This is a genomic window from Nitrospirota bacterium (genome assembly GCA_023229435.1).
GTDB lineage: Bacteria > Nitrospirota > UBA9217 > UBA9217 > UBA9217 > JALNZF01.
On the sequence record JALNZF010000004.1, the window covers coordinates 41098 to 55795 of the forward strand.

Here is a 14698-nt window from a genome sequence, read left to right on the forward strand (position 1 = left end):
CATGACCGAATAACGAAACGGGCATCGTTGCCGTTACCGCAGATTGATCGGATTTGTTATTTGGAATTTTCATCATAGAGGTGTTTATGCTCAAGTATACCTTGATACCGCTGTTGCCGTTCGCCGGCTTTTTGATCGCGGGTTTGTTCGGTAAATACCTGAAGGAAAAGGCGGCCTATTTTCCCATTGCGGGCGTTATCGGCGCGTTCATCCTGTCCGTCAGCGCATTTTTCGATGTGGTCGGCGGCGTGCAACTCAACGAGAACTTTTACTCCTGGATCTCCATCGGGACCCTCTCGGTGAACGTGGGGTTTCAGATCGATCAGCTTACCGCGGTCATGTTGCTCGTCGTGACCACACTCAGTTCGCTCATCCATATCTACTCCGTGGGCTACATGCACGGCGACAAGGGATATCCCCGGTTTTTCTCCTACCTGGCGCTCTTTACGTTCTTCATGCTCGTGCTGGTGATGGCCAATAACTTTCTGCTCATGTTTGTCGGCTGGGAGGGCGTCGGCCTCTGTTCCTACCTGCTGATCGGATTCTGGTACGAGAAAAAATCCGCCTCGGACGCCGGCATTAAGGCCTTTGTCGTGAACCGCGTCGGTGACTTCGGGTTCGTTCTCGCAGTCCTGCTCATTTTTCTCACCTTCGGAACGCTTGATTTCTCGGAGGTCTTTGCGTCGGTGCCCTCGTTCGTCGGGACCACCACGTACCATCTTTTTGGCGGTGAGATCAGCGTCATAACGCTCATCGCGCTCCTCCTGTTCCTTGGCGCAACGGGCAAGTCCGCCCAGCTGCCGCTCTATGTCTGGCTGCCCGATGCCATGGAAGGTCCGACTCCGGTCAGCGCTCTGATCCACGCCGCGACCATGGTCACCGCCGGCGTGTTCATGATCGCGCGCTGCGCACCGATCTTCTCGCTCTCCGAGACCGCGATGAACACGGTGGCGATCGTCGGCGGCCTGACCGCCGTCTTTGCCGCCACCATCGGCCTGGTGCAGAACGACATCAAGCGCGTGATCGCCTATTCCACGATCAGTCAGCTCGGCTACATGTTCCTCGCGCTGGGGGTCGGCGCGTTCTCGGCCGGCATCTTCCACCTTACGACGCACGCCTTCTTTAAAGGGCTCCTGTTCCTGGCCTCGGGCAGCGTCATCCACGCGCTGTCCGGCGAGCAGGACATGCGCAAGATGGGCGCGCTCAGGTCCAGGATAAAGATCACCCACATCGTTTTCATCATCGGCTCACTGGCGCTCGCCGGCATTTTCCCGTTCGCGGGTTTCTTCAGCAAGGATGAGATCCTCTGGAGCGCCTACAATGCGTCGCCGCTCGGGCGGGCGCTCTGGGTGCTCGGCGTGGTCGGCGCGTTCATGACCGCGTTCTACTCGTTCAGGCTGATCTACCTTGCTTTCTACGGAAAATCACGCGTTGACCACGAGGTCCTGCACCACGTGCACGAATCTCCACAGGTGATGACCGTGCCGCTCGTGATCCTCGCATTTTTTTCCGTGGTCATCGGATGGATCGGCATGCCGGGCGCGATCATTTCGCATGCGAACCTGTTCGGTGATTTTCTTGCGCCGCTCTTCCCCCATGCCGTGCATGCGGGGGAGGAAAGCCACTGGCTTGAGCTCGGGTTGATGTTCTTTTCGGTCATCGTTGCGCTCGGAGGCATCAGACTTGCCTACTCGCTGTATGTCGAAAACACCGCGGTCCCCGATCGCATCGTGAAAAAATTCAAAGGCGCGTACACCCTGCTGCTTAACAAATATTATGTTGACGAGATCTATAACGCCGTCTTCGTGGACGGCGTGGTCCATAAGACGGCGAAGTTCCTCTACACGGTGGGAGATGTCAAAATCATTGATGGTTTTGTCAATGGATTGGCAAATGCCATCGGCAGGGCAAGCCAGAGCGGCAGGAAGCTCCAGACGGGCTATTTACAGCAGTACGCCTTCACCATGGGCCTGGGCCTCGTGGTGCTGCTCGGATTGTACTATGTTTTAAAGTTTTAAAGTAACGTTCAGCGTTCACGGTTCAAGGTTGAATTCTTAACCCCGAACTCCAAACCCTGAACCTTGAACTTTGAACCTCGAACTACTAAGGAGCCCGATCCATGCTCGAACTTAAACTCCACCAGCTCGATTATCCGTTGCTGAGCCTCATGATATTCATCCCGGTGCTCGGCTCGTTCATCCTGCTGTTCATCCGGAAAGCGGCCGCAGTTCGCTGGATCGCGCTCGCCTTCTCGATCGTCGAGCTTGGCCTGTGTGTGCCGCTTCTCCTGAATTTCGACGGCTCCGTGCCGCACATGCAGTTCGGCGAGAGCCTGTCCTGGATCGCGGCATGGGACATCAACTATCGACTCGGCGTTGACGGCATCAGCATTCTGTTCGTGGCACTGACCACGCTGCTCACCACGATCTCCATCATGGTGTCGTGGACAGCCATTCAGGACCGCGTGAGGGAGTTCATGATCGCGATGTTGTTCCTGGAGGCGGCGATCATCGGCGTATTCCTTTCCCTCGACCTGTTCCTCTTCTACCTGTTCTGGGAAGCCATGCTGATCCCCATGTACCTCCTGATCGGCGTGTGGGGCGGCCCGAACCGGCTCTACGCCGCCGTCAAGTTCTTTCTCTACACCCTGGTCGGAAGTGTGCTCATGCTTGTCGCGATCATTGCGGTGTATTTTGCCGCGGGCAATACCTTTGACGTGCTTGCGATCATGAACCACCAGTTCACCCCGGCATTCCAGTTCTGGGCATTCGCGGCGTTCTTTGCGGCGTTCGCGGTCAAAGTGCCGATGTTCCCGGTCCACACCTGGTTGCCGGACGCTCACGTGGAGGCGCCGACGGCGGGCAGCATCATCCTGGCGGGGATCCTCATCAAGATGGGCGCGTACGGCTTCCTCCGGTTCTCGCTGCCTTTTTTCCCGGACGCGGCCATTGCCTGGACACCGGCGATCATGATATTGTCCGTGATCGGCATCATCTACGGCGCCTACATGGCCTTTGCCCAGACGGACTTCAAGAAGCTTATCGCCTATTCGAGCGTGAGCCATATGGGTTTTGTGACGCTCGGCATCTTCGCGATGAACCTCCAGGGCATGGAGGGCGGCATTCTCCAGATGCTGAATCACGGCGTGTCCACCGGAGCGCTGTTCCTTGCCGTGGGCGTGATCTATGAGCGCACGCACACCAGGCTGATCGCCGACTACGGCGGCATTGCGGCAAAGGTTCCGGTCTATGCCACATTCCTGATGATCATCACACTTTCCTCGATCGGTCTGCCCGGCACGAACGGCTTCATCGGCGAGTTCACGATCCTGCTCGGCGCGTTCCTGCATTACAAACCCTATGCCGTGATCGCCTCGCTCGGCATCATCCTTGGCGCGGGATACATGCTCTGGCTCTACCAGCGCGTTGCCTTCGGAACAATCACCAATCCGCACAATGAACACCTCGCGGACATGAACGCGCGTGAGGTGGTCGCGGCGCTACCGCTCGTTGCGCTGGTGTTCATCGTCGGTCTGTACCCGAACGCGGCCTTCGGGGTCATGCACACTTCGGTGGCGAACCTGCTCCAGCACGTGAATGCAAAAATGCAGTCCGCCCCGGCGGTGACGCAGGCGCTGGGCACGCTTATAGGAAATTAAGGTCAAGGAGAACCCGATGTCCAGCATGTATCAGCAGCTTCAGCAAACCATCCTCCCGATACTTCCCGAGCTTGTCGTGATCATCGTGGCGCTTTTGGTGCTTATCTTCGATTTTTTTGTCGATAAGGAGCGCAAGGCCATTCTCGGGTGGTTCAGCCTGTGCGGTATCATCATTGCCGCGTTTGTGAGCTCCAAGTTGATGACGATAAGCGGATCTTTCTTTGAAGGTACGTTCCTTCTCGATCCCTTTTCTTCGTACTTCAAGTTCGTCTTCTATATTGCCTGCGGACTCGGCATCCTGGTGTCCATCAATTATGTGAAGATCGAGGAGATCAACCGCGGCGAATATTACGCGCTGATGCTCTTTTCCACGAGCGGGATGATGATGATGGCGTCGGCAGGCGACCTTATCACCCTGTATCTCGGTCTGGAACTCATGGCCCTCTCTCTCTATATCCTTGCGGGCTTTATGCGGAGGGACAGCCGGTCGAACGAGGCGGCCATCAAGTATCTGGTCCTCGGCGCTTTCTCATCCGCCATCATGGTGTACGGCATGTCGCTTCTGTACGGGCTTTCGGGAACCACAAAAATCGCGGGGATCCTCGCGTTCCTGCGCGACGCGGACCTCATGAATCCCGTTCTCTTCCTGTCCATGATCATGCTGATCGTGAGCTTTGGGTTCAAAGTGGCCGCCGTGCCGTTCCACATGTGGGTTCCCGATGTGTATGAAGGGGCGCCCACACCGGTTACGGCGTTCATGTCCGCAGGGCCCAAGGTCGCCGGCTTCGCCGTCCTGATCCGGATATTTCTCTACACGCTCGAGCCCCTGCACGAGCATTCCACCGCGATCCTCGCCGGCCTTGCCGTGCTGACCATGGCAGTGGGAAATATTCTGGCCCTGTCGCAGACGAACATCAAGCGCATGCTGGCCTATTCGTCCATCGCCCATGCCGGGTACGCCCTCGTCGGTCTTGCGGCGGGCGGGCCGGAAGGCGCGGCGAGCGTGATGCTGTATGTCTGCATCTACGCGCTCATGAACATGGGCGCTTTTGGAGTGGTGATCATGCTGCGGAAGGCGGGGAAACGGGGAGAGGAAATAACGGACTTCGCGGGTCTGGGCAAGACCAACAAGACCGCGGCGTTTCTCATGCTCATCTTCATGTTCTCGCTGACGGGCATACCGCCCCTTGCCGGGTTCGTGGGAAAATTCTACATTTTTAAATCCGCGGTGCAGGCCGGTCTTATCTGGCTTGCCGTCGCGGGCGTGGTGTTCTCGGCCATCAGCGCCTACTTCTATCTCCGGGTCATCATGGTCATGTACATGAGCGAGCCGAAGGCCCCCATCGAGCTCTCAACCGCTCCGTCCCTCGCGCTCGCGCTTGCGATATCGGCAACCGCCGTGATCGTCATCGGCGTGTACCCGACGGACCTCCTGAACTTCGCGCGTGCCTCGATCGCGGGGATCATGTAGCAGGTACCGGCTTGCAAGCTATCAGGCTTGCAGGCTTTCCAGCTTGTTTGCTTGCCATATGATTTGTCTCATAATCCTCCCGTTCTCTTCGTGATATACTTCCTATCATGCGATCTGAGATAAAAGGATATTTCCTGAAGGAGTACGGCGCTTGGAGCGTCCTGATAATCGTTTTCCTGATCGGCGTGGGCGTAAGCCGCGCATTCTCCTGGACCCTGATCCCGCTCTTCCTGTCCCTCGGTCTGCTGATCAATTCCAAACAGGCATTAACAAAATGGCTCCGCCGGACAGAGGACAGAATGTCCCTGGCGATCTTTCTCGGGCAGATTGTCATTGCAACCGTAATTTTGCTTGCGATCTTCAACACGAACATCCCCGGGCTGCTGCCCCTCCTGATCTTTCCGGGCGCTTATCTCTTGATGAACAAGTTCGCGGGCGAGCATTTCATCCTGACCGAGGTCCTGGGTTTCACGCTGATCAGTCTGGCGGCGGTCATCGCTAAATTTCTGATCACGGGCGGCCTCGATGTCCGGCTGTTCGTGGGAGTGGCCCTTTACTTCACTGCCGGCGTGTTCAAGATCAAGGCCATACTTCTCAGAAAGACGAGTGACCGGGTCTTGACCGGATTGCATGTGGTCCTTGCCGCCTACCTGTACTACCATTTTAACATCACCCTCGTCATACTCCTGCCGCTTATCGAGAACCTCGTCATGGCAGCCACGCTCTATAAAGTCCGGCTCCAGACCACGGGCTGGATCGAGGTGGCTAAGAGCCTGACATTCCTTGGCTTGTTCATCGCTTACTTCTGAGGTCGTTGTCAGCGCTTTCTTGGTATTATCCGACAGGATATTCCCCTTGCAACAGCGGCAACATTTCATTAAAGAGACAGAAAATAACCATGAACATGCCTGAACCACAACTGTCCCCCCCGCACTGACCATCCTCATCCATCGGTATCTCAAGAAGGACGAGCAGGGCAGGGTAGTGGAGACTCCGGAAGATATGTTCCGGAGGGCGGCTCACTGAAGCCTTTCTCATGAGGAGTATCCCGGGGCCCCCAAACAACAGCTGGGCAGCTGCGGCGCGCGATATTCCATCGGCATGAATTCCAGCTTCGTCTCCGGCCTGCCCGGGCGAAGCATCTCCAGCATCTCCATTTTTGTCCGGGCGTACGTATTCGAGGAATCGAGCCTCAAGGCCAGATTGTACTGTGCCAGCGCCTTGACCACGAACCCTTTTTCCGCGAACAGGTCGGCGGCGCGGAGATATTCCCGTATCGCCGCATGGTTCCCGTTGAGCTTCCGCCGGGCGTCGCCGATCCTCACCCTGATATGCGGGTCCTGGTCGATGGCGAACAACTTTTCCATCTCGATGATGGCAGCACTCCAGTCTGACTGATCGAGACAGTCCTGGACGTTCTCGGCAATGATCGTTTTATTCGAAGCCATGGCGACCTCCTTTGAAATATAATATTATATTCCTGCGGAAGCCCCCTCACCCAACCCTCTCCCCGCTGGGGAGAGGACTAAGCCCTGAGCAATGACGAAGGGGTGATGGGCAAATCCGTAACTACGCGTGAAGATACACCGGGAGCGTTATCATACGATTGCGGCTTACCGCATAATTTATTCAGGACAAAGTTTTATTGCTTGAGCCCAACGAAAAACACGATGGCACGGAGATGCGGAGGGAACACGACTGCACTGCGCATTTATTGTGCTATGATACTATCCAGGCAAGAAGTGAAATCTACCGGAAAGGCAGGTAAACGGGAATGGGGACGATGGAGACGATTCTTTCACGGAAAAGCATACGCCAATACACGACAAAGCCGGTATCCCGGGAGGTCATCAACGAGATCCTGCATGCGGCAATGAGCGCTCCGTCGGCAGGGAACGAACGACCCTGGCACTTTATCGTTCTGACCGACCGGGCGCTGCTCGATGAGATCCCGAAATTCCATCCCTATTCCGCGATGTTGAAGCAGGCCGGGGTTGCCATCCTCGTGTGCGGAGACACAACGCTCGAGAAATATAAAGGATACTGGGTGCTCGACTGTGCCGCGGCAACGGAGAACATGCTGCTCGCGGTCCACGCCAGGGGACTCGGCGCGGTGTGGTGCGGGGTATATCCCACGGAGGACCGGGTCCTGAACCTCCGCACGCTCCTGAAATTGCCGGACCCTATTGTACCGTTTTCGCTCATCCCGATCGGTTTTCCCGCTGAGGAAAAGACAGCAGGGGACCGCTTCGACGGTTCCCGTGTCCACGAGAATCGTTGGTAAGACGTTTCGTGAATGAAGGTCAGGGGACCTGTGCGTCCATTCGGCTGCGCTCAGGACAAGTCTCGGCGGTGATAAGAGAAGTGAAGGGGCTAAAATAGCACCGTAGAGTCGTGCCAGGAGCCGGAAAAACAATATTTTGCAGACCGTCTTCTTTTTTGCCCGGAGAGCGTCCACCCTGCGGTAAAAACCCTTTCCCGTTGACATCATCCGGCTTGTATGCTATCTTAACGGCAGTTAAACGGAAGCGTGAAAATTCGCCGGCACGTGTTGCATCCTGCCTTTTTCGACAACTATTACAGAGGGACTCTCGTACACTGTTAAGGAGGTTCATGATGAAGAACAAACGTTTTTTCTTGCTTGGTGTAATCGTACTGCTTAGCATGGTTGCCTTTTGGGGCTGCCCCAAGAAGGCGCAGGTGACCGCCTCGCCGGAAACCCCGAAGGGAACGGCCTCTGTTGCCGAGCCCGCGACAGGAGAGGGAGAGACGAAGGACGAACAGGCGGCGAAGCAGAGGGCAAAAGAGGAAGACATGGAGCGCGCCGCAACCGCCGCAGCGGGTCTGCAGCCAATCTACTTCGACTACGACCGGTCCGTTGTTCGTGATGACGCCAGGGCCGTGATGTCGGCGAATGCGCAGTGGCTCAAGGCCAATCCCAGCGTGAAGATCAGGATCGAGGGGAATTGCGATGATCGCGGCACCAAGGAATACAACCAGGCCCTCGGGCAACGCCGCGCAACAGGCGCAAAGAAGTATCTTGTCGATATGGGCATTTCCGCGAAACGGATTTCGCTCGTCAGCTACGGAAAGGAAAAACCCGTCTGCGGCGAGGCCAGTGAAGGCTGTTGGCAGAAAAACCGGAGAGACGATTTCATTGCAGAGACACCGTAGGATCGGCATGCTCATGAGACGGGGAAGGGGAATTCGGCGGGACATCTTCGGATTTTTCTTCCCTTCTCTTTTCTGCGACGCAGATTCCCGTACGCTATCATTTTATTACTATTCGGAAAAGACACGATGACGACCAAGCCCTTTCTTGCCATCACCAGCTTTCTCCTGCTGCTGGCCGCCTGCGTTCCCCAGGCGGAAATCGTAAAGATCAGCACCGACATGTCCGAGCAGCGCGAGGATACGAGGGCCACGAAGGATCAGGTCATGTATCTGCAGAAGCGCCTTGATATCCTCGATGCAAACGTCAAGGGGACGGTCGACATGCAGAAGGCGTTGGCCGATTACGGCGCAAAATCGGACCAGCTGTCCACGGATATCCAGATCCTCCAGGGCAAGCTCGAGGAAAATAACTTCCGTATCGCGGAAGTTGCGCAGAAACTTGATGATAAGAGCGTCAAAATAGCGGAACTCAATGTGCGGATCGAAGAACTCGAGGCAAAGGTCAGGTTGTCGAACGCGGGGACCCCGATGGCGGCGACCGTTCAGTCCGGGACCGCGTCTGACAGTCATAAAAAATCCACGCTAAAGACCATTGAACCTTCGGAGGCCTATCGCCAGGCAAAGAACGATTTCGACAAGGGGAATTACGATCTTGCGCTCGCCGGTTTTCAAAATTATATCGTTCAGTTTTCGGACACCAGCCTGGCGGCCGGCGCCCAGTACTGGATCGGCGAGTGTTACGCCTCAAAGAAGGACTTCACCAGGGCCATCGAGGCCTTTGGATTGGTTATCACATCCTATCCCCGCAGCGAAAAGGTGCCCGGGGCCAAGCTCAAGATCGGCCTGTCCTATCTGAACGCGAAGAACACTGAAAAGGCCAGGGAATATCTCAACAAGGTCATTAAAGAACATCACGGTACTGCCGAGGCGGACATTGCAACGGACCGCTTGAGCAAAATCGGCCAGTAAATCTGTTGACGTGCCCGTTATAATTCCGCGTATCGATTGCAAGCGAAACCTCTTCCCTATCGGCCGCTCACTCAACCCTTCAACTATTCGGAACAAAACAGGATATATTTCTGCTCAGCGTTGATGATCGTGTTATAAAAGACAATAGGGTATAAGAAAAGAAGCTGAAGACTTTCCGATAAACCCGCAGGTTAGCGACGGGGCCGCATAAATTATTTGCGGAAAAGGGCCTTGTGTGCCATAATCATAAATCTGGAGTAATTATAGCAAACGCAATAATTGTTGTTATCTCTTTTGTAGGGCAACCCTTCAGGGTTGCTTAAAGCTCTTTTGTAGGGCAATCCTTCAGGGTTGCTTAAAGCAAGGCTAAAGCCTTGCCCTACATGTAACAGTATCTTATGCGTTTGTATTGATAGGGAGGGCATCCTATTGAAAAAGAGCAGTGTCAAGAGAATATTCAGCCTCGCAGCAGCGGTCGCGCTGTTTCTTGGGGGCATGATCATGATGGTTCCCCTGCGGGCGGGGGCCGCTGAACCAGTTGAACAAACGAGACAGGTTTGGACGGCCGCCGAAGCGGAGATGGCGCGGGAAGTTGACGAGGGAGTACCGCTGAAAGATATCTTCAATAGTTCCGTGACCTCGGGAAAAGGCATCCATGAGGTCATTGCCGAGGCCATTAAGGTCGGTGTTGATCCATCCTTGGTGGTATATACATGCATTAACGAAGGCTACACTGCGGAAATCGTTATCAAAGCCGCTCTCAAGGCGGGCGCTCCCTTTGATATTGTGCTGAACTCAGCCACGAATGCGGGACTGACCAAAAAATTCGTCTATGTCGGGGATGTCGTGGCCGCGGCCATTAAGACAGGGATTGATCCTTCTCTGGTGGTGCATACCGCCATCGGCGAAGGGTACCCGGCTCAAATCGTTGTCAAGACAGCCCTGAAGGCAGGCGCTCCGTTGGATGTCGTGGTGAAGTCAGCCCTCGATGCGGGAGCTGATAAAAAAACCATTTATGTCGGGGCCGCGGATGCAGGAAAGTCACCCAGCGCAGTGGAACGCGCCTTGTTGACCGCCAGTACCGTCGGAAAGACCCCTGAGAAAATTCCGGAGAAGCCGATTTTCAGCCCTTCAACCTTTTCAAAAGTCGCTTTAACCCCCCATTCTCTTGAGCCCCCTCCGGCGATCTTCGGAATGGGCGGCGTGGTGCTCACGCGGCTCCCCTCATTATCACAGACGCCGCAACTATTCTTGATCGGGCCCCTGAAGATCAATCCGTTTTTTGCACTCTCCGAGACGTTCAGCGACAACATTTTTTTTACGGCCGATGATCGAAAAAGGGATGCGATCACCACGATCACGCCGGGGATCCGGGTGAAACTGCCGTTCCAGTCCCATTTCGCGGAACTGGAATATTATTCCGTCATTACCCGATATGGGAAGAAGTTCAGAAGCGAGGACATCAACGATCACCACGTGAATGCGGCCATGGACCTCAATTTCGGCGACCGCTTCGGCATGCGATTCTCCGATAAACTTGATTGTGACCATGAGCCGCGCAGTTCATCCGTTTCGGGGAACAGTGAGGTTTTTCACGCCAATGCGGCTGCCGTATCGGCTGCATACCGGTTCTCGGACCGTGCCAGGATACACCTTGATTATACGAAGTCCAACTGGCGGTACCTTACCGGTCATTTCAGGGACCGCGAAGAAGGCGAGCTTTCGGGCGCAGTCTTCTACCGGGTCCTTCCCCGGGCGTCGGTGTTCATCGAGTACGGCCGCCGGAACATTGCCTATTCCGAAGATACACTCGAACTCGACAGCAGCGTCGACACGATGCAGGCCGGGGCAACCTGGGATTTCTCCACCTGGTCCAAGGGCACGATCAAAGCCGGTCTGGCACGGAAAAACTTCACATCCTCCACCAGGACCAACGGCACGGTAAAGGTGGGGTCCGCTGATGTGCGCCATAATTTTACCAGCGACATGACAATCGTTCTAACGGCCCGGCGCAGCATGAATGAACCGGATATCCCGGGCGGCAATTATTTCATAACGACCGGGGGCTATGCAGAGTTCACGCATCGGTTTATCAAGGAGTGGGCCTATGTGTTTCGCGGCGCCACGGTTCATGACCTTTATTTTTCCAGGACCGATCGGACGATCCTCGGCGGGATCGGCCTCAGGTACCAGGCAAAGGACTGGCTCGAGTTCGCCGTTGATCACAATTGGCAGGGACGGCATTCCAGCATTCCCGGGAACAATTACACGGAACATTCTTCCATCATTATGGTGAATGTATCGCTGTAGCAAGGCGAACAAGCAGGTTCAAGTTTCAGGGTTCAAGGTTCTAGGTTCGGAGTTCAGGGTTTAACATTGAACATTGAACTTTGAACTTTTTTAACATTGAACGCATAACTGACTCTAAGAGCGCCTGCAAGCCTGCGAGAAGGACGGTATTGGTTCTCAGATGAAATTTACTCATTTCCCCAAAAAAAGCATGGTATTGATGGCAGGGGATATCGGCATCATCGCCTTCTCCTACGGGCTGTCGCTGCTGATCTGGTTCGGCCCGTCCATCCGGTACAACATCATTGCCGTGATATCGGGCCTCTCCTTTCTTATTGTCTCTCTTTTTATTTTTTATCTGCTGGATTCCTACAACATCGAGCTTATCTCCCAGCGCGTCAAATACCTGTTCCGGCACGTGACCGGCGTGGTCATAACCGCGGGGCTGCTCGCGCTGTACTTCTTTTTCCGGCCGGACCTGAGGTCAGGCAGGGGGGTGTTCCTGTTATGCTTTACGCTGGCCGGCGCCGGCACCTACTACTGGCGGCTTGCCTTTCTTTCAATGTTCAAAAAGAGATTGATAAATCCGAAGAAGCTCCTGATCATCGGCGCGGGCAGGTCGGGCGAGGCGCTGCTGCATATCACGGACAACAATCCGGACTATCGTATGCTCGGATGCATAACCGACGACAGCTCCCCCCTGTGGCAATCATCCGATGTTCACGGGGGCTCCGGCAGACACGCGACCTTGCGGCAGATGAGCAGGGCATTGGGGGTAAATGTCCTGGTCCTTGCCAACAGCCACTTTCGTGACCCCGAACTCCTCAGGTCCGCGTTGGACTGCAAGCTCGACGGCATCACGATCTATGATATGCCGACCTTTTATGAAAAGACGACGGGCAAGGTCCCCGTGGAACATGTGACCGACTCCTGGCTTGTCTTTACGCCGTTATTGGGAGTCAACAAGAACGTGTACAACAATAAGTTGAAACGCGCCCTCGATTTCACCCTGTCCCTGCTTGGCCTGGCCTTCACCCTGCCCCTTGCCCTGGTTATCGCCGTTGTGGTCAAGCTTGATTCCTTTGGTCCCGTTTTGTACCGGCAACAGCGCGTGGGATTGAACGGCAAAACATTCACGCTGCTCAAGTTCCGCTCCATGGAGAACGGGATGGACCACGAGCGACTGCACGCCGGCGAAAGGAACGACCCGCGCATAACCAGGGTCGGAAAGATCATCAGGCAGTTCAGGATGGACGAACTGCCGCAGCTCTGGAATGTCCTGAAAGGGGAACTCAGTTTCATCGGCCCCCGGGCGTTGGTGGAGGAGGAGGTCAGGGAGTTCGAAGCCAAGATCCCTTACTTCTCGCTCCGCCATTCGATCAGGCCGGGGATCACCGGCTGGGCCCAGATCAATTACCGGCATGGGGTGACCGTTGAAGACGGCCTGGAAAAGCTCCAGTACGATCTTTTCTATGTAAAAAATCTTTCACCCTTCCTGGATTTTCTCATCTTCATCAAGACCGTCAAGGTCGTGTTGTCCAGAAAAGGGGCGAGGTGACGGGGCAGAGAGCAGAGAGCTCCTACCCTATGCACCATGCGCTATGCGTTTAATTAAACCCTGAACCTTGAACTTTGAACTGGTTTCGACTCATGCTCACCATCATGAGCGATAGTCGAATGACCTGAACCTTTTTCGGAGAGCGCATGAACAAAACCTCAAAAATCTTCGTCGCCGGCCATAACGGCATGGTCGGGTCCGCGATCGTCAGACGGCTCAAAACAGAAGGCTATGGCGGGATCATCGGGCGAACGAGAAAAGAACTGGACCTGCTGGATCAAAAGGCCGTGGCCTCTTTTTTCGACCAGGAACGTCCGGAATACGTTTTTCTTGCCGCCGCCAAGGTCGGCGGGATCCGGGCCAATACCTTGTACAAGGCCGATTTCATCTACGAGAACCTGGAAGTGCAGAACAATGTCATCCATGCGGCGTGGAGATCCGGCGTAAAAAAACTCCTGTTCCTGGGGAGCTCCTGCATTTACCCGAGGCTCTGCCCCCAGCCGATCAGGGAAGATTATTTCCTGTCGGGCCCGCTTGAGGAAACCAATGATGCCTACGCGATCTCCAAGATAGCCGGCATCAAAATGTGCCAGAGCTTCAATGCGCAGTACCAGACCAATTTCATCTCCGTCATGCCGACGAACCTGTACGGCCCGAACGATAATTTCGAGCTTCAGAACTCCCATGTGCTTCCCGCGCTGATCCGAAAATTTCACGATGCGAAGATCGCGGGGGACAGGGAGGTCGTGGTATGGGGAACGGGTTCCGCGAAACGGGAATTTCTCCATGTTGATGATCTGGCGGACGCGGTCGTGTACCTGATGAGCACGTATGACGGCTCCGATATCGTCAATATCGGCACGGGCGAAGACCTGAGCATCAAAGAATTAGCTGAACTCATCAAAAAATTGATCGGCTACGATGGAGCTGTCACATGGGACACATCAAAGCCCGATGGAACGCCGCGAAAACTGCTGGATGTCACCAGGCTCCACCAGCTCGGCTGGAAGCACCGGTATTCGCTTCCCGAGGGGTTGAGGATGACGATCGACTGGTTCGTCAAAAATCGCGGCAAAATCACGAGAATGTGATTTTGGCTTGTCGGCCTGCATTCTTGTTCTGCCGGATTAATTATGGTAACATGCATTTGATGATAAGACGGTTTATGTGAAGGAGACATCGCATGGAAGAAAAGGATTTTGATCGGCTCAAGCAGATGGTAACGCATATCGTGGACAGCAAACTGGAGCGCCAGAGGGAAACGACCAATGAGGATTTCAAACATCATATCGGCATCCTTACCGAGGATTTTCAGCACAAACTTCAGATTGTTGCCGAAGGACATCAGATGCTTTCCGAAAAGCTAGACCGGGTAGAGGAAAATCTGGAGAAAAAGATCGATGCTGTCGCGGTGGATCTTGCCGCCCACCGCATTGATACCGAAGGCCACAAGAAGGGATACATGGTTAGTGAGCCGTGATCGCGCGACTTCACCGGTCTTGACCCTGACCCCTGACCCCTGACCCCTGGACCCTGAACTCTGAACTCTGAACCCTGAACTCCGAACTCTGAACTCTGA

The 14698-nt window shown here is 55.0% G+C and carries 13 protein-coding genes; 12 read left to right on the top strand and 1 reads right to left on the bottom strand.

The window, feature by feature from the left end; genetic code table 11:
* Window positions 1-86 precede the first annotated feature (86 nt).
* From nuoL to M0R70_04340, 5 genes are all read left to right on the top strand, one after another.
* Window positions 87-2018, top strand: coding sequence for an NADH-quinone oxidoreductase subunit L (nuoL, locus tag M0R70_04320; protein ID MCK9418589.1), 1932 nt, complete (start codon window positions 87-89; stop codon window positions 2016-2018).
* 101 nt (window positions 2019-2119) lie between these two features.
* The gene (locus tag M0R70_04325) at window positions 2120-3658 is read left to right on the top strand and encodes an NADH-quinone oxidoreductase subunit M (protein MCK9418590.1); all 1539 of its coding nucleotides are present in this window, start codon (window positions 2120-2122) and stop codon (window positions 3656-3658) included.
* 16 nt (window positions 3659-3674) lie between these two features.
* Window positions 3675-5129 (top strand): NADH-quinone oxidoreductase subunit N, encoded by a 1455-nt coding sequence (locus tag M0R70_04330; protein MCK9418591.1) that lies wholly within the window; start codon window positions 3675-3677, stop codon window positions 5127-5129.
* 107 nt (window positions 5130-5236) lie between these two features.
* Complete coding sequence (locus M0R70_04335) at window positions 5237-5938, top strand: hypothetical protein (GenBank protein ID MCK9418592.1); 702 nt, start codon at window positions 5237-5239, stop codon at window positions 5936-5938.
* Window positions 5939-6074: 136 nt separating this feature from the next.
* Complete coding sequence (locus M0R70_04340) at window positions 6075-6155, top strand: hypothetical protein (protein MCK9418593.1); 81 nt, start codon at window positions 6075-6077, stop codon at window positions 6153-6155.
* An 8-nt stretch (window positions 6156-6163) separates the two neighbouring features.
* Here M0R70_04340 and M0R70_04345 read toward each other — a convergent pair whose 3' ends face one another.
* Window positions 6164-6577, bottom strand: coding sequence for a hypothetical protein (locus tag M0R70_04345; protein MCK9418594.1), 414 nt, complete (start codon window positions 6575-6577; stop codon window positions 6164-6166).
* Between the two features lie 335 nt (window positions 6578-6912).
* Here M0R70_04345 and M0R70_04350 point away from each other — a divergent pair, with 335 nt between their 5' ends.
* From M0R70_04350 to M0R70_04380, 7 genes are all read left to right on the top strand, one after another.
* Window positions 6913-7413 (top strand): nitroreductase family protein, encoded by a 501-nt coding sequence (locus M0R70_04350; protein ID MCK9418595.1) that lies wholly within the window; start codon window positions 6913-6915, stop codon window positions 7411-7413.
* A 329-nt stretch (window positions 7414-7742) separates the two neighbouring features.
* Entirely contained in the window at window positions 7743-8303 is a 561-nt protein-coding gene (pal, locus tag M0R70_04355) for a peptidoglycan-associated lipoprotein Pal (protein ID MCK9418596.1), read from the top strand.
* Between the two features lie 126 nt (window positions 8304-8429).
* Window positions 8430-9272, top strand: coding sequence for a tol-pal system protein YbgF (gene ybgF / locus M0R70_04360; GenBank protein MCK9418597.1), 843 nt, complete (start codon window positions 8430-8432; stop codon window positions 9270-9272).
* A gap of 429 nt (window positions 9273-9701) precedes the next feature.
* Window positions 9702-11582, top strand: coding sequence for an outer membrane beta-barrel protein (locus M0R70_04365; GenBank protein MCK9418598.1), 1881 nt, complete (start codon window positions 9702-9704; stop codon window positions 11580-11582).
* A gap of 160 nt (window positions 11583-11742) precedes the next feature.
* The gene (locus M0R70_04370; protein MCK9418599.1) at window positions 11743-13119 is read left to right on the top strand and encodes a sugar transferase; all 1377 of its coding nucleotides are present in this window, start codon (window positions 11743-11745) and stop codon (window positions 13117-13119) included.
* Between the two features lie 146 nt (window positions 13120-13265).
* The gene (locus M0R70_04375; protein MCK9418600.1) at window positions 13266-14210 is read left to right on the top strand and encodes a GDP-L-fucose synthase; all 945 of its coding nucleotides are present in this window, start codon (window positions 13266-13268) and stop codon (window positions 14208-14210) included.
* 92 nt (window positions 14211-14302) lie between these two features.
* Window positions 14303-14599, top strand: a complete 297-nt coding sequence (locus M0R70_04380) for a hypothetical protein (GenBank protein ID MCK9418601.1) — start codon at window positions 14303-14305, stop codon at window positions 14597-14599.
* Window positions 14600-14698 lie beyond the last annotated feature (99 nt).

Bases quoted from the DNA above. Each gene is read 5' to 3' on its own strand.
- M0R70_04380 (MCK9418601.1), top strand. From the start codon at position 14,303: ATGGAAGAAAAGGATTTTGATCGGCTCAAGCAGATGGTAACGCATATC.
- M0R70_04330 (MCK9418591.1), top strand. From the start codon at position 3,675: ATGTCCAGCATGTATCAGCAGCTTCAGCAAACCATCCTCCCGATACTT.
- M0R70_04350 (MCK9418595.1), top strand. From the start codon at position 6,913: ATGGAGACGATTCTTTCACGGAAAAGCATACGCCAATACACGACAAAG.
- M0R70_04335 (MCK9418592.1), top strand. From the start codon at position 5,237: ATGCGATCTGAGATAAAAGGATATTTCCTGAAGGAGTACGGCGCTTGG.
- ybgF (MCK9418597.1), top strand. From the start codon at position 8,430: ATGACGACCAAGCCCTTTCTTGCCATCACCAGCTTTCTCCTGCTGCTG.
- pal (MCK9418596.1), top strand. From the start codon at position 7,743: ATGATGAAGAACAAACGTTTTTTCTTGCTTGGTGTAATCGTACTGCTT.
- M0R70_04325 (MCK9418590.1), top strand. From the start codon at position 2,120: ATGCTCGAACTTAAACTCCACCAGCTCGATTATCCGTTGCTGAGCCTC.
- nuoL (MCK9418589.1), top strand. From the start codon at position 87: ATGCTCAAGTATACCTTGATACCGCTGTTGCCGTTCGCCGGCTTTTTG.
- M0R70_04370 (MCK9418599.1), top strand. From the start codon at position 11,743: ATGAAATTTACTCATTTCCCCAAAAAAAGCATGGTATTGATGGCAGGG.
- M0R70_04375 (MCK9418600.1), top strand. From the start codon at position 13,266: ATGAACAAAACCTCAAAAATCTTCGTCGCCGGCCATAACGGCATGGTC.
- M0R70_04345 (MCK9418594.1), bottom strand. From the start codon at position 6,577: ATGGCTTCGAATAAAACGATCATTGCCGAGAACGTCCAGGACTGTCTC.